Source organism: Thermomonas alba (assembly GCF_022419205.1).
In the GTDB taxonomy this organism is placed as follows: Bacteria; Pseudomonadota; Gammaproteobacteria; order Xanthomonadales; family Xanthomonadaceae; genus Thermomonas; species Thermomonas alba.
Window position 1 is genome coordinate 148,585 of the sequence record NZ_JAJOZU010000004.1, and the last position, 18,830, is coordinate 167,414.

General features: G+C 69.9%; 20 protein-coding genes. 14 read left to right on the forward strand and 6 right to left on the reverse strand.

What is annotated here, in order from left to right; all coding sequences use genetic code 11:
* Window positions 1-62: 62 nt before the first annotated feature.
* The 3 genes from ahpF to ML342_RS07630 are packed head-to-tail and all read left to right on the forward strand — an operon-like array spanning window position 63 to window position 3,227.
* Complete coding sequence (ahpF, locus tag ML342_RS07620) at window positions 63-1,634, forward strand: alkyl hydroperoxide reductase subunit F (RefSeq protein WP_240126447.1); 1,572 nt, start codon at window positions 63-65, stop codon at window positions 1,632-1,634.
* 39 nt (window positions 1,635-1,673) lie between these two features.
* On the forward strand, window positions 1,674-2,573 hold the full coding sequence (gene oxyR / locus ML342_RS07625; RefSeq protein WP_439655182.1) for a DNA-binding transcriptional regulator OxyR: 900 nt from the start codon (window positions 1,674-1,676) through the stop codon (window positions 2,571-2,573).
* Window positions 2,574-2,594: 21 nt separating this feature from the next.
* Window positions 2,595-3,227 carry a hypothetical protein gene (locus ML342_RS07630; RefSeq protein WP_240126448.1) on the forward strand — a complete coding sequence of 211 codons (633 nt, stop codon included), beginning with the start codon at window positions 2,595-2,597 and terminating at the stop codon, window positions 3,225-3,227.
* A gap of 29 nt (window positions 3,228-3,256) precedes the next feature.
* Here the strand turns inward: ML342_RS07630 and ML342_RS07635 are convergent, their stop codons facing one another.
* The gene (locus ML342_RS07635; protein ID WP_240126449.1) at window positions 3,257-4,177 is read right to left on the reverse strand and encodes a DMT family transporter; all 921 of its coding nucleotides are present in this window, start codon (window positions 4,175-4,177) and stop codon (window positions 3,257-3,259) included.
* Window positions 4,174-4,461, reverse strand: coding sequence for a putative signal transducing protein (locus tag ML342_RS07640; RefSeq protein ID WP_240126450.1), 288 nt, complete (start codon window positions 4,459-4,461; stop codon window positions 4,174-4,176). The genes ML342_RS07635 and ML342_RS07640 overlap by 4 nt, the downstream gene beginning before the upstream one ends.
* A 108-nt stretch (window positions 4,462-4,569) precedes the next feature.
* On the opposite strand from ML342_RS07640, the gene ML342_RS07645 reads away from it, so the two are divergent.
* The 5 genes from ML342_RS07645 to grxD all read left to right on the forward strand — a co-directional run bounded on the left by ML342_RS07645 (window position 4,570) and on the right by grxD (window position 9,611).
* Entirely contained in the window at window positions 4,570-6,309 is a 1,740-nt protein-coding gene (locus ML342_RS07645) for a glutamine--tRNA ligase/YqeY domain fusion protein (RefSeq protein ID WP_240126451.1), read from the forward strand.
* Window positions 6,310-6,319: 10 nt separating this feature from the next.
* On the forward strand, window positions 6,320-6,883 hold the full coding sequence (locus ML342_RS07650; protein ID WP_240126636.1) for a nucleoside deaminase: 564 nt from the start codon (window positions 6,320-6,322) through the stop codon (window positions 6,881-6,883).
* Entirely contained in the window at window positions 6,879-7,922 is a 1,044-nt protein-coding gene (rlmM, locus tag ML342_RS07655; protein WP_240126637.1) for a 23S rRNA (cytidine(2498)-2'-O)-methyltransferase RlmM, read from the forward strand. Before ML342_RS07650 ends, rlmM begins: the two co-directional genes overlap by 5 nt.
* A gap of 56 nt (window positions 7,923-7,978) precedes the next feature.
* Window positions 7,979-8,602, forward strand: coding sequence for an SGNH/GDSL hydrolase family protein (locus ML342_RS07660; protein WP_240126452.1), 624 nt, complete (start codon window positions 7,979-7,981; stop codon window positions 8,600-8,602).
* Between the two features lie 85 nt (window positions 8,603-8,687).
* Window positions 8,688-9,611, forward strand: a complete 924-nt coding sequence (gene grxD, locus ML342_RS07665) for a Grx4 family monothiol glutaredoxin (RefSeq protein ID WP_240126453.1) — start codon at window positions 8,688-8,690, stop codon at window positions 9,609-9,611.
* A 43-nt stretch (window positions 9,612-9,654) separates the two neighbouring features.
* On the opposite strand, the gene ML342_RS07670 is transcribed toward grxD, so the two are convergent.
* On the reverse strand, window positions 9,655-10,023 hold the full coding sequence (locus ML342_RS07670) for a DUF924 family protein (protein ID WP_240126454.1): 369 nt from the start codon (window positions 10,021-10,023) through the stop codon (window positions 9,655-9,657).
* Between the two features lie 14 nt (window positions 10,024-10,037).
* On the reverse strand, window positions 10,038-10,814 hold the full coding sequence (locus ML342_RS07675) for an AMP nucleosidase (RefSeq protein ID WP_240126455.1): 777 nt from the start codon (window positions 10,812-10,814) through the stop codon (window positions 10,038-10,040).
* Between the two features lie 130 nt (window positions 10,815-10,944).
* Between ML342_RS07675 and ML342_RS07680 the strand changes: the two genes are divergently transcribed.
* The 5 genes from ML342_RS07680 to ML342_RS07700 all read left to right on the forward strand — a co-directional run bounded on the left by ML342_RS07680 (window position 10,945) and on the right by ML342_RS07700 (window position 15,825).
* Window positions 10,945-12,327, forward strand: coding sequence for an amidohydrolase (locus ML342_RS07680; protein WP_240126456.1), 1,383 nt, complete (start codon window positions 10,945-10,947; stop codon window positions 12,325-12,327).
* On the forward strand, window positions 12,324-13,616 hold the full coding sequence (locus ML342_RS07685; protein WP_240126457.1) for an amidohydrolase family protein: 1,293 nt from the start codon (window positions 12,324-12,326) through the stop codon (window positions 13,614-13,616). Before ML342_RS07680 ends, ML342_RS07685 begins: the two co-directional genes overlap by 4 nt.
* A 107-nt stretch (window positions 13,617-13,723) precedes the next feature.
* Complete coding sequence (locus ML342_RS07690) at window positions 13,724-14,665, forward strand: DegV family protein (protein ID WP_240126458.1); 942 nt, start codon at window positions 13,724-13,726, stop codon at window positions 14,663-14,665.
* 67 nt (window positions 14,666-14,732) lie between these two features.
* Window positions 14,733-15,071, forward strand: a complete 339-nt coding sequence (locus ML342_RS07695) for a hypothetical protein (RefSeq protein ID WP_240126459.1) — start codon at window positions 14,733-14,735, stop codon at window positions 15,069-15,071.
* Window positions 15,072-15,078: 7 nt separating this feature from the next.
* Window positions 15,079-15,825, forward strand: a complete 747-nt coding sequence (locus ML342_RS07700; RefSeq protein WP_240126460.1) for a Dph6-related ATP pyrophosphatase — start codon at window positions 15,079-15,081, stop codon at window positions 15,823-15,825.
* Here the strand turns inward: ML342_RS07700 and ML342_RS07705 are convergent.
* The gene (locus ML342_RS07705; RefSeq protein ID WP_240126461.1) at window positions 15,819-17,183 is read right to left on the reverse strand and encodes a glutamate--cysteine ligase; all 1,365 of its coding nucleotides are present in this window, start codon (window positions 17,181-17,183) and stop codon (window positions 15,819-15,821) included. The genes ML342_RS07700 and ML342_RS07705 overlap by 7 nt on opposite strands.
* A gap of 123 nt (window positions 17,184-17,306) precedes the next feature.
* Complete coding sequence (gene yihA / locus ML342_RS07710) at window positions 17,307-17,918, reverse strand: ribosome biogenesis GTP-binding protein YihA/YsxC (protein ID WP_240126462.1); 612 nt, start codon at window positions 17,916-17,918, stop codon at window positions 17,307-17,309.
* A 131-nt stretch (window positions 17,919-18,049) separates the two neighbouring features.
* Here yihA and ML342_RS07715 point away from each other — a divergent pair, with 131 nt between their 5' ends.
* On the forward strand, window positions 18,050-18,784 hold the full coding sequence (locus ML342_RS07715) for a c-type cytochrome (protein ID WP_240126463.1): 735 nt from the start codon (window positions 18,050-18,052) through the stop codon (window positions 18,782-18,784).
* The last annotated feature ends 46 nt before the right edge of the window (window positions 18,785-18,830 follow it).

Here is an 18,830-nt window from a genome sequence, read left to right on the forward strand (position 1 = left end):
CTCCGGCCCGACCGCTGCTGGCCGCAGCGCTCTCCCATCCCTCCCCCCACGAGGATGCCCACATGCTCGATCAAGACCTCAAGACCCAACTGGCCGGCTATCTCGAACACATCCGAGAGCCGATCGAACTGGTGGCGGCGCTGGACGACTCCGAATCCTCGCGCGAGCTGGACGCACTGCTGGACGAGATCGCCGCGCTCTCGCCGAAGATCACCCGCGTCGCCGGCGATGCCGCGCGTAAGCCTTCGTTCCTGATCCGCCGCGTCGGCAGCGACGTGCAGGTCGGCTTCGCCGGCATTCCGCTCGGCCATGAATTCACCTCGCTGGTGCTGGCGCTGCTGCAGGTCGGCGGGCATCCGGTCAAGATCGACGAGGCGCTGGCCGCGCAGGTGCGCGCGCTGGATGGCGACTACCGCTTCGAAACCTACATGTCGCTGCATTGCCAGAGCTGCCCGGATACGATCCAGGCGCTGAACGCGATGAGCGTGCTGAATCCGCGCATCCGTCACGTGGCGATCGACGGCGCGCTGTTCCGCGACGAGGTCGAGGCGCGCCAGATCCTGTCGGTGCCGACCGTCTATCTCAACGGCGAGCTGTTCGACACCGGGCGCATGAGCGTCGAGCAGATCCTCGCCAAGCTCGATACCGGCGCTGCCGCGCGCGCCGCCGATGCGCTGAAGGATCGCGCGCCCTACGACGTGCTGATCGTCGGCGGCGGGCCGGCCGGCGCGGCGGCCGCGATCTACGCCGCGCGCAAGGGCATCCGCACTGGCCTTGTGACCGAGCGCTTCGGCGGCCAGGTGCTGGACACCCTGGGCATCGAGAACTTCCCGTCGGTCGAATACACCGAAGGCCCGAAACTGGCCGCCGCGCTGGAAGCGCATGTGCGCAGCTATGGGGTGGACGTGATCACCGCCCAGACCGCGCGCGCACTGCGTCCGGCTGGCGCAGACGGGCTGTCCACGATCGAACTGGAAAGCGGCGCGAGCCTGCGCGCGCGCAGCGTGGTACTGGCGCCAGGCGCGCGCTGGCGCCAGACCGGCGTGCCCGGCGAGGCCGAGTACCGCACGCGCGGCGTCACCTATTGCCCGCACTGCGACGGCCCGCTGTTCAAAGGCAAGCCGGTGGCGGTGATCGGCGGCGGCAACTCCGGGGTGGAGGCCGCGATCGACCTCGCCGGCATCGCGGCGCACGTCACCTTGATCGAGTACGAGAGCAAGCTGCGCGCCGATGAGGTGTTGCAGCGCAAGCTGCGCAGCCTGCCCAATGTAAGCGTCGTGGTGAACGCGCAAACCACCGAGATGCTGGGCGACGGCAAGCGCCTGACCGGGCTGCGCTATCTCGAGCGCGGCACCACGGCGCATCACGACATCGCGGTGGACGGCGTGTTCGTGCAGATCGGGCTGCTGCCGAATACCGAGTGGCTCAAGGGCACGTTGCAGCTCTCGCCACGCGGCGAGATCGTGATCGACGACCGCGGCCAGACCTCGCTGCCCGGAGTATTTGCGGCCGGCGATGCCACCACCGAGCCCTACAAGCAGATCGTGGTGGCGATGGGCGCCGGCTCGACCGCCGCGCTGTCCGCCTTCGACCACCTGATCCGCACCCCGGCGGACACCGCGCAGGCGGCCTGACGCGGCACCCAGCCCGATGGCATTGCGACGGAGGCGGGCATGAACCTGCGTGACCTGAAGTACCTGGTGGCGCTGGCCGACCTACGCCACTTCGGCAAGGCGGCGGAAGCCTGCTTCGTCAGCCAGCCCACGCTCTCCACCCAGATCCGCAAGCTGGAGGACGAGCTGGGCGTGGTGCTGATCGAACGCGCGCCGCGCAAGGTGATGCTCACCGCTGCCGGGCAAGACGTGGTGGCGCGCGCGCGCCGGATCGTGGCCGATGTCGAGGACATGAAAGAGGCCGCCCGCCGCAGCCATGACCCGGCCTCCGGCAGCCTGCGCCTGGGCGTGTTCCCCACCCTCGGGCCGTACCTTCTGCCGCACGTAGTGCCGGCGCTGCGCGCGGCCTTCCCGAAGCTGGAATTGCTGCTGGTCGAGGAGAAGAGCGATGTGCTGCTGCAACGCCTGCGCGACGGCCAGCTGGATGCCGCGCTGCTGGCGCTGCCGCTGCACGATGAGTCGCTGCATGCCGAGTTTCTGTTCGAAGAACCATTCCTGCTGGCCGCGCCGGAAGGACACCCGCTGACACAAAAGCGCGGCCTGCGCATCCAAGACCTCGGCCACGAGACCCTGCTGCTGCTGGAGGACGGCCACTGCCTGCGCGACCAGGCGCTGGACGTGTGCCGCCTGGCCGGGGCGCAGGAAAAGACAGGCTTTCGCGCCACCAGCCTGGAAACCCTGCGCCAGATGGTCGCGGCCGGGGTCGGCATCACCCTGCTGCCGGCGCTCTCCGTGCACGCACCGGTGGCGCAGCCGGCGGGTCTTTGCCTGGCGCCGTTCGCCGATCCGCCACCGACCCGACGCATCGCTCTGGTCTGGCGCAAATCGTCGGCGCTGGAGGGTTTCCTACGCCAGGTAGCGGAGGTCATCGCCACCCAGGCGCAGGCCCTCTTGCACTGATCTGGCCAGTTTCTCACCCCCATGCTGTCCCGCCCTCGCCTGCTGCTGATCGTCGCCACCTGCCTGGCCCTGTCCTGGTGGCTGGCGCATCCGCGCGTGGACCTGCCGAAGCCGGCCGTTGCCACGTCCACCTGCCCACTGCCACCGCGGGTGGGACGAAGCGAGCCGCCGCTGCAAACGTCCGTCCCACCCGGCCTGCGCCTGCCCACGCAGGGCACCGCCACCCTCACGCCGCTGGCAGGGTTCAGCGTCGCGGCGCGGGTTCTCGGCCGCGAGGACTACCGCTTCGGCCACGAAGCGGACTTTTCGCCGACCGACCTCGCGCTCGGCTGGGGCCGCATGAGCGAGGATGCGGTGCTCGATCGCCTGGAGATCCGTCAGGGCGGCCGCTGGTACCACTACCGCTGGCAACCACCGCCGCCGATTCCACCCGCAGAGATCGCGAACAGCAGCGCCAACATGCACATCGTGCCGGCCGCGCCCGAGGTGCGTGAGGCGCTGGCTCGCGTACGCGTCGGCCAGCGCATACGGATCGACGGCTGGCTGGTGCGGATCGACGACGGGCGCTGGCACTGGGTCAGCTCGCTGCGCCGCGACGACACCGGCAACGGCGCCTGCGAACTGGTCTATGCCTGTGCGATCACCCCGCTCTGACGCCGCCGACCAAGCCCATGTCCCCCGCCTCACGGCTCCTGCGCCGGCAGCGGCGGCTGCCGAGGGCGGAGCCCGGCCACGAAAATCCCGGCCAGGCTGACCACCAGCCCCAGCCACTGCCGCAGCGACACCGGCACGTCGAACAGCAGCACGTCCAGCAGATAGGCCACGATCGGCTGCGCCAGCAGCAACAGGCCGGCCAGCGCCACCGGCAATGCGCCCAGCGCGCGCGAGATCAGGATCCAGCTCAGGCAGTGGCCGACCGCCGCCAGTGCCAGCAGCACGCCCCAGGCGTGCAGGGACGGCGGCCGGAACACCTCGCCCTCGGCCCAGCCGATCGCCCCCAGGCACAGCGCGCTGCCGAACGCCGCCAGGCACAGCACCTGCTCCACCGGTACCCGCGCGCGCCCGGCGCCGGCCAGCGCCTGGGTGCGCTTGATCCCGATGTTGTAGGCGGCATACGCGACCCCGGTGGCCAGCCCCAGCCAGACCCCGCCGCGGTACTGCGGCGGCAGGCTGGCCCAGTCCGCGCCCAGCAGCAGCCACAACCCGAAGAACGCCAGCAGCACGCCGGCCACGAAGCGCGGCCCCAGCCGCTCGCGGAACAGCAGCACGCCCGCCAGCGCCATGAAGAACACCTGCGCGTTCGCCAGCAGGGTGGCCAGGCCCGGGCCGATCCGCAGGATGCTCTGGTGCCACATCCACAGGTCGATGGCGAACGCCAGCACCGGCACCGCCAGCCAGCGCCAGGCCTTGCCGGGCAGCGCCTGCCAGCCGTGGCGCAGGGTCACCAGCGCGGCCAGCAGCACGCCGGCCAGCAGCATTCGCCAGAACGCCACCGCGGTCGGCGGCATCCCGGCCAGCCGCACCATGATGCCGTTGCTGCCGATGATCGCGGCCCCGGCCAGCAGCTGCAGGCTGGCCGCGCGTGACGCCTGCGCCTGGCTCATGCAGGATCGCCGGCCGGCCACCCGTCCGCATCGGCCTGGCGATCAGGCTGGTGATCGCCATCCGCTGCCGCGGCCTGCCCCAGCTGCAGCTGCGCGACTACCTCACGCGCCGCCGGCTCGGCGGCATCCACCACCATCACCGCAACCAGCCCGAACACGCCGAGCTCGCCGATTCCGCCGGTCAGCGCCTCTCCGCGCACATAGGCCGGGATGCCGGCATCCTCCAGCGCATGCTTGACCAGATGCGCGTCGATCAGGTTGGCGGCGTCGTACACGGTGCGCATCGGTCCTCCTCGCAGCCGGCCCAGCGTACCCTCGGAGCCGCAAACACGGAAGCCGGCCCGGCGGGGCTCGGATACACTAGCCCGCTACCTGTTTGCGACCTCTCTGCCGTGTCCGACGCCCCCGCTACCCACGACGCGCCCGCGCGCACCGACTTCATCCGTCAGATCGTCCGCGACGATTTGGCCTGCGGCAAGCACACCGCGATCAAGACCCGCTTTCCGCCGGAACCCAACGGCTACCTGCACATCGGCCATGCCAAGGCGATCTGCCTGGATTTTGGCATCGCCGCGGAGTTCGGCGGCACCTGCAACCTGCGCCTGGACGACACCAACCCGGCCAAGGAAGACCCCGAATACGTGCGCGCCATTCAGGACGACGTGCGCTGGCTGGGGTTCGAGTGGGCCAGCCTGCGCCACGCCTCGGATTATTTCGAGGTGTTCTATCTCGCTGCCGAGAAGCTGATCCGCCAGGGTGATGCGTACGTATGCGACCTCAGCCCCGAACAGGTGCGCGCCTACCGCGGCACCCTGACCGAGCCCGGCCGCGAGTCTCCCTACCGCAACCGCAGCGTGGAGGAAAACCTGGACCTGTTCCGGCGCATGCGCGCGGGCGAGTTCCCGGACGGCGCGCGCACCCTGCGCGCGAAGATCGACATGGCCAGCGGCAACATCAATCTGCGCGACCCGGCGCTGTACCGGATCAAGCACGTGCCGCACCAGAACACGGGCGATGCTTGGTGCATCTATCCGATGTACGACTTCGCGCACTCGCTCAGCGATGCGATCGAAGGCATCACCCATTCGCTGTGCACGCTGGAGTTCGAAGACCACCGCCCGCTGTACGACTGGTGCGTGGACAAGGTGGACCTGGCGCACAACCCCGAGCTGCTGGCGCCGCTGCTCGCCAAGGGCCTGCCGCTGGAAGCCGGGAAACCCCGCCAGATCGAGTTCTCGCGCCTGAACTTCAACTACCTGGTGATGAGCAAGCGCAAGCTGCTGGCGCTGGTCGAAGAAGGCCTGGTCGATGGCTGGGACGACCCGCGCATGCCGACCCTGCAGGGCATTCGCCGCCGCGGCTATACCCCGTCGGCGCTGAAGCTGATGGTCGAGCGCGTGGGCATCAGCAAGCAGAACTCGCTGCTGGACATCTCCGTCCTCGAAGGCGCCCTGCGCGACGACCTGGATGCGCACGCACCGCGGCGGATGGCCGTGATCGATCCGATCAAGCTGGTGCTCACCAATCTCCCCGAGACGCACGAAGAATGGCTGCGCTTTGCCAACCATCCGAAAGACGCAAGCCAGGGTGAGCGCATGCTGCCGTTCTCGCGCGAGCTGTGGATCGAGCGCGAGGACTTCGCAGAAGCGCCACCTCCCGGCTTCAAGCGTCTGACCGTGGGCGGCGAAGTGCGCCTGCGCGGCGCCGGCATCGTGCGCTGCGATGCGGTGGTGAAGGACGCCAGCGGCGAGATCGTCGAACTGCACGGCACGCTCGATCCCGCCTCGCGCCCGGGCATGGAGGGCGCCAACCGCAAGGTGAAGGGCACCATCCACTGGGTCAGTGCCCGCCATGCGGTGGCTGCGCAGGTGCGCCTGTACGATCGCCTGTTCACGGTACCAAACCCGGACACTGCCGAGGACGGCAAGACCTACCGCGACTACCTCAACCCCGACTCGCGCCGCGTGGTCGCCGGCTACGTCGAGCCCGCCGCGGCCCAGGCCGCGCCGGAAACCAGCTTCCAGTTCGAACGCCTGGGCTATTTCGTCGCCGATCGCTATGACCACACGCCGGACAAGCCGGTCTTCAACCGCAGCGTGACCCTGCGCGACACCTGGTCCCAGAAGGGCTGACGCGATGCCGATGCCCCTGCCCGTGCAACTGCACCTCACCCTGCCCGTGTGGGTGATGGAGCTGAATCTTGCCGGCCGCGATTTCAGCACTGATGCAGCCAAGGTGGCTTTCGCCATCGAGCTGTCGCGTCTCAACGTGGAGCGCCAGAGCGGCGGCCCGTTCGGCGCCGCGGTGTTCGGCCCGCAGCATCAGCTGATCGCGGTCGGAGTGAACCGGGTAGTGCGCCAGAGCTGCTCGGTGGCACACGCCGAAATGATGGCCTACATGCTGGCGCAGCAGCGCCTGCAGCAGTTCCGGCTGAACGCGCTGGGCGGCCCGGTGACGCTGGCGACCTCGGCGCAACCCTGCTGCCAGTGCTATGGCGCTACGATCTGGGCGGGCATCGACCGCCTGCTGATTGGCGCGCGCGCCGAGGACGTGATGGCGCTGACTGCGTTCGACGAAGGTCCGCTGCCGGCGGACTGGATGGGCGAGCTCGCGCGCCGCGGTATCGAAGTCGTGCGGGATGTCGAACGCGAGGCGGCGTGCGCAGTGCTGAGAGCCTATGGCGAGCTGGGCGGGCCAACCTATTGACGGCCTGCTCGGCTACTGCCGCCAGGGCTTCGAGCCAGAGCTGGCGGCAGAGCTGACCGAACGCGCGAGCGCGGCAGGACTGGCCGGCTATGCGCGCACCGCGCGCGACAGCGGCTACGCCGTGTTCGCCTGCGCGGAGGCCGCCGCGCTCGATCGCGCGTTGCCTTTCTCCACCCTGATCTTCGCACGCCAGAAGCTGCGCCTGCTCGCCGAACTGCGAGATCTGGACCCGCGCGACCGCATCACGCCGATGCTGCAGGCCCTGCAAGGGCAGCCCCGGTTCGGCACGCTGGTGATGGAACACCCCGACAGCGATGCGGGCAAGCCGCTCGCCGGGCTCGCGCGCAGCCTCGGCAACGCCCTGCGCCCGGCGCTGCGCAAGGCCGTCCTGCTCGGTGCGCAGGACGACCCGCGCCTGCCGCGCCTGCACGTCTGCCTGGTCGCCGGCGACCACGCCTTCCTCGCCCGCAGCCTGCCCGCCGACAGCGCGCCGTGGCCACTGGGCATCCCGCGCCTGCGCATGCACCCGGACGCGCCCTCGCGCTCGGCGCTGAAGCTGGAGGAGGCGCTGCTGGTGCTGCTGACCGATGCGGAGCGCGCGCGTCTGCTGCACGAGGGCATGCGTGCCGCCGACCTCGGCGCCGCCCCCGGCGGCTGGACCTGGGTGCTGACCCGCCACGGCTTGCGCGTCACCGCGATCGACAACGGCCCGCTGCGCCCGCACGTGCTGGACACCGGCATGGTGCAGCACCTGCGCGCCGACGGCTTCACCTGGCAGCCGCCGCAGCCGCTGGACTGGATGGTCTGCGACATGGTGGAACAGCCGCGCCGGGTGGCCGAACGGATGGCGACCTGGCTGCGCGAGGGCTGGTGCCGGCAGGCGATCTTCAACCTCAAGCTACCGATGAAAAAGCGCTGGCAGGAAACCCAGTCCTGTCTGGAGCGGTTCGCGCGGCAGGCGGGCCGACCGCTGACCCTCCGCGCCCGCCAGCTCTACCACGACCGCGAGGAAATCACGGTGCTGGCGCTGCCGGCCTGACCGCCGCGCGGCATCCGGGCTAGGCTTCGACTTCCCAGGCACCCTGCACATCCACCATGACCCCACTCCGCTATCTGGCACTCGGCGATTCCTACACCATCGGCGAAGGCATCGCCGCAGACGGCCGTTGGCCGCTGCAACTGGCCGCAGGACTGCGCGCGGCGGGCATCGCGATCGCCGAGCCGCGCATCCTCGCCACCACCGGCTGGACCACCGACGAACTCTCCGCGGCGATGGATGCAGCCGAGCCCTTGGGACAGTGGGACTTCGTCTCGCTGCTGATCGGCGTGAACAACCAGTACCGCGGCCTGCCGCTGGCGGAGTACGCGCGCAGCTTCGACGCCCTGCTGGCGCGCGCGACCGCGCTGGCCGGTGGACGCGCGGGGCGGGTGCTGGCGCTGTCGATCCCGGACTGGGGCGTGACCCCGTTCGCCCGCCGCGAGCTGCGCAGCCCGCGCCGGATCGCCGCCGAACTGGATGCCTACAACGCCAGCGCCGGCGAACGATGCCGCGCGCGCGGCATCGCCTTCGTGGACATCACCGGAATCAGCCGCGACGGCGGCGACGCCCCGTCGATGCTGGCCGATGACGGCCTGCACCCCTCGGCCACACAGTACGCGCGCTGGGTCGAGGCCGCGCTGCCGGTGGCGCACGCCCTGCTGGCCGACGCCGCGTCCTGAAAACCGCCTGCGCCTGATCGCGATCAACCGATCATGCACTGCGCGCGGCGTAGAATGGCGCTCCCCACTTTCGTGAATCCCTGCGATGTCCCTCGACCCTGCCCTGCGCGCCCGCATCGATGCCCTGCTGGCCGCCCATCCCGTGGTGCTGTTCATGAAGGGCAGCCCGAACGCGCCGCAGTGCGGCTTCTCGGCCAAGGCCGTCGATGCGCTGGACGCCGTCGGCGCCACCTACGCGCACGTGGACGTGCTGGCCGACCCCGAGATCCGCGAGGGCATCAAGGCCTACGGCGACTGGCCGACCATTCCGCAGCTGTACATCCGCGGCGAGCTGGTGGGCGGCGCGGACATCCTCCAGCAGATGGCGGCCAGCGGCGAGCTGCATGCCGCGCTGGGCCTGCCCGCGCCCGACCGCACGCCGCCACGCCTGCACATCACTCCGGCGGCGGCGCGCATGCTGCAGCAGGCTCTTGCCGATGCCGGCGAGGGCTATGCGCTGCAAATCGACGTGGACAAGGCGTTCAAAACACGCCTGCAGCTGGCGCCCGTGGACCCGGCCGCCATCGCCTGCGAGGAAGCCGGCATCCGCGCCCAGTTCACCCTTGCGAGCGCGCGCCGCGCCGACGGCATGCGCATCGACTGGGTGGAAGACGCGCGCGGCAAGGGCCTGGTGGTCGACAACCCGAACGCGCCGCCGAAGGTGCAGTCGCTGACCCCGGCCCAGGCCGCCGAGCGGGTGCGCGCCGGCACCCTGGTGCTGGTGGACGTGCGCCCGCTGGATGAGCGTCTGCTGGCCGAGGCGCCGGTGCCCTACCGCCACCTCGACCACGGCGTGGCCGCGCTGGAGGCGCTGCCGAAGGACACCGCGCTGGCCTTCCTGTGCCACAGCGGCGGCCGCAGCGCACAGGCGGCGGAGCACTTCCGCGCGCTGGGATTCACCTCGGTCTTCAATGTCGAGGGCGGCATCTCCGCGTGGGCGCTGTACGACCCCACCCTGCCGCGCTACTGATCACCGACCGGACACGTCGCCCGGCAGGTCCGGGGCCGATGGCTCAGAACCCGCCGCCCGCGTCCAGCCACGCCTGCTCGCGGGGCGTGTTGGTCCGGCCCAGCGCCGCGTTGCGGTGGGGGAATCGGCCGAAGCGCGCGATCACGTCGCGATGGGCGACGGCGTAGCCCAGCAGGTCGGGATCGCCCAGCGCGGTGAACAGTTCCACCGCGCGCTGCTGGTCGGCCATCGTCTCGGAATGCTCGAACGGCAGGTAGAAGAAGAACCGCAGCGCCGGCTCGGCCTGCGCATCGAAGCCGGCCTCGATGGCACGGCTGGCGAAATGCAGCGCCAGCGGATCGGTGGCGAAGGCGTGGCCGCTGCCGAACCACTTGCCCCTGCCGGCCTTTCGCCAGAACGCAAGCAGGTCCATGGCGACGCTGCGGTTCACTCGTCGAACCGCAGGTGGCGCACCGACTTGCCGTTGCGGCGGATCAGCTTCAGCGCCTCGATCCCGACCTTGATGTGGCTTTGCACGAACTCGGCCGACACTTTGGCATCGCTGGCCTCGGTCTTCACGCCTTCCGGGATCATCGGCTGATCCGACACCAGCAGCAGCGCGCCGCAGGGGATGCGGTTGGCGAACCCGGCGGCGAACACGGTGGCGGTCTCCATGTCGATCGCCATGCAGCGCATCGCACGCAGCTTGCGCTTGAACTCGTCGTCGTGCTCCCACACCCGGCGGTTGGTGGTGAACACGGTGCCGGTCCAATAGTCCAGCTCGTGGTCGCGGATGGTGGTGGAAATCACCCGTTGCAACGCGAATGCCGGCAGCGCCGGCACTTCCGGCGGCAGGTAGTCGTTGCTGGTGCCTTCACCGCGGATCGCCGCGATCGGCAGGATCAGATCACCGAGCTTGTTCTTGCGCTTGAGGCCGCCGCATTTGCCCAGAAACAGCACGGCCTTGGGCGCGATCGCCGACAGCAGATCCATGATGGTCGCCGCGTTCGGGCTGCCCATGCCGAAGTTGATCATGGTGATGCCGTCGGCGGTGGCGCTGGGCATCGGGCGGTCGGTGCCGACGATCGGCGCGCCGGTCATCTCGGCGAAATGCTGCAGATAGCCGCCAAAGTTGGTGAGCAGGATGTGCTGGCCGAACTGATCCAGCGGCACGCCGGTGTAGCGCGGCAGCCAGTTGTGGACGATGTCTTGCTTGGTGTGCATGGAAATCCTCTGGGTTTTCGCGATTCTACGGCGACCAACCAAGACGGGCATGACCTCGGACACATGGCACACGCGGACACCAGACGGTAGCGTGCGGTCACCGGCATTCAACCGCCCTGGGGACCCCATCATGAGAGCCTTGCCCACCACGCTGCTGGCGCTGTTACTGGCCGGCTGCGCCAGCACACCGCAGAAAACCCCTGCATCCGCGAAGCCCTACGACTTCGCGGCCGATCCCTACCCCAGCACCTACCAGCGCGTGCCCTCGCCACCGGTGCTGATCGCGCACGCCACCATCCTGACCGGCACCGGCACCCGCCTGGAGGATGCCGACGTGCTGCTGCGCGACGGCCGGATCGCGGCGATCGGGCAAGCGCTGGAGGCGCCATCCGATGCGGTGCGGGTGGACGCCCGCGGCAAGTGGGTGACCCCGGGCATCATCGACATCCATTCGCATCTCGGCGTGTACCCCAGCCCGGGCGTGAGCGCGCACAGCGACGGCAACGAAGCCACCGCGCCGGTGACGCCGAACGTCTGGGCCGAGCACTCGGTGTGGCCGCAGGATCCGGGTTTCGCCACCGCGCTGGCTGGCGGCGTCACCAGCCTGCAGGTGCTGCCCGGCAGCGCCAACCTGATCGGCGGGCGCGGCGTCACCCTCAAGAACGTGCCGGCCACCACCTACCAGGCGATGAAGTTCCCGGGCGCGCCCTGGGGCCTGAAGATGGCCTGCGGCGAGAACCCCAAGCGCGTGTACGGCCAGAAAGGGGGCCCGTCCACCCGCATGGGCAATGTGGCCGGCTATCGCGCCGCGTTCGCCGAGGCCGCCGAATACATGAAGAAGCGCAAGGCCGGCGGCAAGGACGCGGAAGGCAAGCGCGACTACAAGAACGACACCCTGGCCGGCGCCATCAACGGCGACATCCGCGTGCACATCCACTGCTACCGCGCCGACGAGATGGCCACCATGCTCGACCTGGCCAAGGAGTTCGGCTTCAAGATCAGCGCCTTCCACCACGGGGTCGAGGCCTACAAGATCGCCGACCGGCTGGCCGCCGAAGGCGTGTGCGGCGCGCTGTGGGCCGACTGGTGGGGCTTCAAGATGGAAAGCTTCGACGGCATCCAGGAGAACATCGCGCTGGTGGACCGCGCGCCCGGCGGCTGCGCGATCGTGCATTCCGATTCCGAGGAGGGCATCCAGCGCCTCAACCAGGAGGCCGCCAAGGTGATCGCCCACGCCCGTCTGGCCGGGATCGACATCGCGCCGGAACGCGCGATCCGTTGGATCACCGCCAACCCGGCCAAGGCAATGGGCATCCTCGATCAGACCGGCACCCTGGAGCCCGGCAAGATGGCCGACGTGGTGGTGTGGAACGGCAATCCCTTCAGCAGCTTCGCGCAGGCCGAGCAGGTGTACGTGGACGGCGCGCGCCTGTACGACCGCCACGACCCGGCCCGGCAACCGGTTTCGGATTTCATGCTGGGCCAGTCGGCCTCGCAGGGAGGTGTCCGATGAACGCTCGCCATCGTCTATTCGCCACTGCCGCGGCGCTGCTGCTGGCCACACTGCCGGCCACCGCGCAGGACCTGCTGATCCGCAACGCCACCGTGCACACGGTGACCGCACGCGGCACCCTGCGCAATACCGACGTACTGGTGAAGAACGGCCGCATCGCCGCGGTCGGCCAGGGCCTGCAGGCCGGCGGCGTGGCCGTGGTCGATGCCCAGGGCGCGCCGCTGACGCCGGCCCTGTTCGGCGGCATCAACGACATCGGCCTGGAGGAAGTCTCGGGCGAGTCGTCCACGGTGGATGCCAGCCTTGCGCTCGGCGCGAATGCCGCCGACATGCGGGTGCGCCCGGAGTTCGATGTCACCCTCGCCTACAACCCCGACTCGGTGCTGGTGCCGGTGGCGCGGGTGGAAGGGATTGGCTGGACGCTGCTGTCGGCGGGCAGCAAGCCTGGAGGCTCGCTGATCGGCGGCCAGGGCGGCGTAGTGCGGCTGGACGGCAGCCTCGACGCGGTCGGCCCGCGCGCGCTGTTCATCACCCTCGGCGGCGACGGTGCCGGCCTCAGCGGCAGCTCGCGCGCCGCGCAGTGGATGCTGCTGGACCAGCTGGTGGACGAGCTGCACGGACGCATCCCGCAGGATTCGCAGTTCGCCCTGCTCACGCCGGCCGGCCGCGCCACGCTGGCCAAGTACATCGGTGGTGGCGGGCGGGTGCTGGTGCGGGTGCAGCGCGCGGCCGACATCCTCCGCCTGCTGCGCTGGGCCCGGCAGCGCGACGTGCGCATCGCGATCGTCGGCGGCGCGGAAGCATGGAAAGTCGCGCCGCAGCTGGCCGCCGCGGGCGTGCCGGTGTTCGTGGACGCGCTGGCCAACCTGCCATCCGACTTCGACGAGATCGGCGCCACCCTGGAAAACGCCGCGCGGCTGCACGCGGCCGGGGTGCGGGTGTCGTTCTTCCAGGGCCGCGATGCCTCGCACAACGCACGCAAGATCCGCCAACTGGCCGGCAATGCCGTGGCCAACGGACTGCCGTGGGATGCGGCGCTGGCCGGGCTGACCACGGTGCCTGCCGAGGTGCTGGGCGTGGGCGATGCGGTGGGCAACGCCATCGCGCCGGGCCAGCGCGCCGACCTGGTGCTGTGGTCGGGCGACCCGCTGGACGTGGCCAGCGTGGCGCGCCAGGTGTGGCTGGATGGCCGCGCGATCCCGATGCGCAGCCGCCAGACCGAACTGCGCGACCGCTACCTGCGCGCGGATGAGGGCCTGCCGCGGGCCTACCCTGCATCAGCCCGCTGAGACGGCAAGATCGCCCGGCAAGGAAGTGCGAGCCGCGTCGCACAATGCACGCGGCCGCGACTTGCGGTAGTTTCACGCCATTCCAAGCGGAGCCAAGAGGGGGATCCATGCGTATCGGCATCATCGTAGATTCGGCCTGTGACCTGCCGAATGATTTCCTCGAGCGCGAGCACATCACCATCCTCCCGGTGACGGTGCAGATCGGACAGGCGGTACTGGCCGACGTGCGCAACGAGGAAGCGACCATGAACTTCCTCAGCGGCGAGACCGGCGCGCGCGCGTTCGAGGCCGAGACCACGCCGTTCACTGTGCAACAGGTGCACGACCTGTTCCTGAGCAAGCTGGTGCTGGACTACGACTACGTGTTCTGCATCACCACCACCCGCACCCGCAGCGGCATCCACGACAACGCGGTGCAGGCCAGCTACACCATCCTCAACGACTACAAGCCGGTGCGTGCCGCTTCCGGCAACAACACCCCGTTCATGCTGCGCGTGATCGACAGCCAGAACGTATTCGCCGCGGTCGGCGTGCCGGTGGTCGAGGCCGTGCGTCTGCGCGCCGCCGGGGAGACCCCGCCGCGCATCCGCGCGGCGCTGGAGCATCTGGCCCGCCATACCCACGGCTACATGGTGGCACCGGATCTGAACTACCTGCGCAACCGCATCAAGAAGCGCGGCGACAAGAGCGTGAGCTTCCTCAGCGCCGCGCTGGGCACCGCGCTCGACATCAAGCCGATCCTGCACTGCAACCAGGGCGAAACCGAGCCGGTGGCCAAGGTCAAGGGCTTCGCCAACGCCAGTGAGCGCCTGTTCGATTTCACTACGCGTCGGGTCAAGGCGGGCCTGCTCTCGCCCACCGTCTGCCTGAGCTACGGCGGGCCGCTGGAAGAGATGCGCAAGCTGCCCGGCTACGACCGTCTGCGCGAAGCCTGCGCCGAGCGCAAGGTGGAGGTGTACGAGAGCTTCATGGGCCTGTCGGGGCTGGTGAACGTCGGCAAGGGCGCGCTGGTGGTGGGCTTTGCATCAGAGCAAGGCGGGTTCGACTGAAGTCGCGGCGCCTGCGTGCGCCGTGCTTTATCATTCCGTCGTCACAAGAAGCCCAATCACGAGCCCCATGCGCTATCACATCCGTCTGCCCGATCCTGCGGCCGCCCGCGGCGACGATCCTGCTCTCGCGTTTCGTTCGCATGGCGCGGAAGGCTTTGCGGAAGAGTTGCAGCAGGCGCTGCGCACGCGCGCGCTGTTCGACCGCTGGAACGCAGCGCAGGAAAATCCCGACGATGTCGATCCCGCCTTGGGCGAAACCGATCCGCAGGCTGTGGTTCACGGCGCGCAGAGCGACCTGCACATCGACCTGACGGTGGACACCACCCTGCCCTCCACCGTATTGCGCCAGCGCATGCATCTGCTGGCCGGCGACCACTGGCAGCTGCGCGACGTCACCACCGACTGACACCGGCATGCCCGCCCCGCTCGTCCTGCTGGCCTGGAGCGGCGGCAAGGATTCCGCCTGGGCCCTGCACGCGCTGCGTCAGGCCGGCGAGGTCGAGGTGGTCGGCCTGCTGACCACCCTCACCGAAGGCTACGATCGCATTGCGATGCAGGGCATCCGGCGCGATGTCCTGCACGCGCAGGCGCGCGCCGCCGGCCTGCCGGTGATCGAGGCCTGGATTCCGCAGGCGGCCGACAACGCCCGCTACGAGGCCAGCTTCGCGGACGCGCTGGCACGCGCGCAGGCGCGCTGGCCGGGGCTGACACAGATCGCCTTCGGCGACCTGTTCCTGGCCGATATCCGCCAATGGCGCGAAGCGCTGTGCGCGCGCCTGGGCTGGACACCGCTGTTCCCGCTGTTCGGCCGCGACACCGCGCAGCTTGCGCGCGCGATGCTGGTCGGCGGTCTGCGCGCGCACCTGTGCTGCGTGGACACCGCCCAACTGGCTGCAGATTTCGCTGGCCGCGCATTCGATGCGGCACTGCTGGGCCTGCTTCCGGCGGGGGTCGATCCGTGCGGCGAGCGCGGCGAGTTCCACACCTGCGTGCAGGCCGGCCCGATGTTTGCCGCGCCGCTGCCCCTGGAGCGCGGCGATACCGTGCTGCGCGAGGGCCGCTTCGTCTACACCGACTTCCGGCTCACCGGTGCTGGCAATGGGCCCCATAGGCGAGGCGGCGGCGCACCGATCCCGTCCCCGCCTTCCTCGCCTCAGTAGGCGAACTCGCGGAACACCGGGTCCACGCTGCCCTGCCAGGGACCGTGGAACAGCTCCAGCTTGCGCTGCGCCGGGGTCTGGCCGGATTCGGCGATCTCCAGCAGCGGGGCGAGGAAGCCGGTCTCGTCGGCGCCGCAGGCATCCGCACGGGCGCGCCGGCGCAGGCCCTCCAGCGCGATCTTCAGCGCCTCGCGCGCCAGCTCGCGCACGCAGCCGCGGCGGAACGGCAGGTCCAGCGCATGCCGCGGCACGCCGTCGCGCAGGGCGTGGCGCTCTTCCAGCGTGAAATCGCGGACCAGCTCCCACGCCGCATCCAGCGCGGCATCGTCGTACAGCAGGCCGACCCAGAACGCCGGCAGCGCGCAAATGCGGTTCCACGGGCCGCTGTCGGCGCCGCGCATCTCCAGGTACTTCTTCAGCCGCACCTCGGGGAAGGCGGTGGTCATGTGGTCGTTCCAGTCGCGCAGGGTCGGCCGCGCGCCCGGCAGCACGTCCAGCCGGCCCTGCAGGAAATCGCGGAACGACTTGCCGCTGGCGTCGTGGTAGATGCCGTCGCGATGCACGAAATACATCGGCACGTCGAGCAGGTAGTCCACGTAGCGCTCGTAGCCGAAGCCGTCCTCGAACACGAAATCCAGCATGCCGGTGCGGTCGGGATCGGTGTCGGTCCAGATGTGCGAGCGGTAGCTCTGGTAGCCGTTGGGCCTTCCGTCGGTGAAGGGCGAGTCGGCGAACAGCGCGGTGGCGATCGGCTGCAGCGCCAGCGACACCCGGAACTTCTTCACCATGTCCGCCTCGGAGGCGTAATCCAGGTTCACCTGCACCGTGCAGGTGCGGGTCATCATGTCCAGGCCGAGATTGCCGACCTTGGGCATGTAGGCCTTCATGATCCGGTAGCGCCCTTTCGGCATCCACGGCATGTCTTCGCGCCGCCACTTGGGCTGAAAGCCCATGCCGAGAAAGCCAAGCTGCAGCTCGTCTGCGACTTCGCGCACTTCGCGCAAATGGGTGCCGACTTCCTTGCAGGTCTCGTGCAGGGTCTGCAGCGGAGCGCCGGACAGTTCCAGCTGCCCGGCCGGCTCCAGTGTCACCGAGGCGCCGTCACGCGCGAGCGCGATCACCCGGCCGTTCTCCTCGTAGGGCAACCAGCCGAAGCGGGTGAGCCCCTTGAGCAGGGCCTCGATCCCGCGCTCGCCGTCGAACGTTGGCGGTCGCAGGTCGTCCAGGCGGAAGCCGAACTTCTCGTGCTCGGTGCCGATGCGCCAGGCCTCGCGCGGCTTCTCGCCGGAAGCCAGCACCTCCACCAGCTGGCGGCGGTCGGTGATCGGGGCATCGCTGGCGGTGCTGGGTCCGGACATCGGCGTGACCTGTCGAAACGGTGGGGCAGGATAGCCGGCGGCGCGCGTCCGGTGCAGCCGCGCAACAGCGGCATCTGTGTTCCGCGGGCGTACGCAATCGCCGCGCGGCGGGCGATGCCGGGCTTACAGCTCCAGCCAGCCGGCGACGGTGGCGCGCAGCTCGTCCACGCCCTGCCGGGTCTCGGCCGAGAACAGCTGCACGCTGACACTGCCGGCGAACGCCCGCGCCAGTTCCGCCCGCACCGCCTGCAGAGTGTTGCCGGCAGCGCCGCGACCGAGCTTGTCGGCCTTGGTCAGCAGTGCGTGCGCCGGCAGCCCGCGGCGCATGGCATAGCCCAGCATCTGGCGGTCGTAGTCCTTCAGCGGATGGCGCACGTCCATCACCACCACCAGCCCGCGCAGCGCGGCGCGGCGGGCGAAATAGGCATCGATGAACGTCTGCCAGTGCGCCTGCAGCTCCTGCGGCACCTTGGCATAGCCATAACCGGGCAAATCCACCAGATACTTGTCCGCATGCGGGGGTATCGCGAAGAACACCAGCTGCTGGGTGCGCCCCGGGGTCTTGGACACCCGCGCCAGACCATGCTGCTGGCACAGGGCATTCAGCGCGGAGGATTTGCCCGCGTTCGAACGGCCGGCGAAGGCCACTTCGAAGCCGCCATCGGGGGGCAACTGGCGCAGGGTATGCGCGGCCAGCGAATACTGGGCGCGGGCGAACGGATTGGAAGCCACCATGCGCATAGGATGGCATGCCGCGGTGCTCGCCGTCCGCGTTGCCTGGGCGGTTTGACCGCCTCCACCGGCCCCACCATAATCAGCGCGATCCGTGTTCCACACCTACATCCAACCGTTCTGTGGAGTCCCGCATGCGTCCTGCCCACGCCCTCGCCGGTATTGCCTGCCTTGCCATCGCGGCGCTTGCCTACGCACAGAGCACGCCGATGGCCGCGCCCGACAATGCCCCCGTGCAGGCCGCGCCGCTGGATGAAAAGCCGGCCACCTGGGGCGATGCCAAGGCCGGGCAGGCCAAGGCCGGGGTGTGCGCTGCCTGTCACGGGATGGACGGCAACGCCATGCAGCAGAACGCCCCGCGCATCGCCGGCATGCCCGAGCGCTACATCGCCGAGCAGCTGCAGCTGTTCAAGACCGGCCAGCGCACCAGCGGCCTGGCCGGGGTGATGATGCCGTTCGCCAGCCTGCTCAGTCCGCAGGACATGCGCGACGTCGGGGCCTGGTTCGCCTCGCAGAAGGCCGGTGCCGGCGTGGCCGACGACACCGTGATCGCCGACGGCCCGAACAAGGGCCTGAAGTTCTATCAGGTCGGGGAGCGTCTATATCGGCAGGGCGACGCCAGCCGCGGCATCCCGGCCTGCATGGCCTGCCACGGACCGGCCGGCGGCGGCAACCCGGGGCCGGCCTACCCGGCCCTGCACGGCCAGGACGCCACCTACGTGGCACGCCGGCTGGAGGAATACCGCGCCGGTACCACCACCTACAAGAACCCGGCCCACTTCCAGCTGATGACGATGGTCAGCAAGCCGCTGACCGACGAGGAGATCAAGTCGCTGGCCAGTTACGTGCAGGGCCTGCACGCCCGCTGATACGCCCCCCCTTGGGCATGGCCAGGGCCGCGATCTCGGCGTGCGG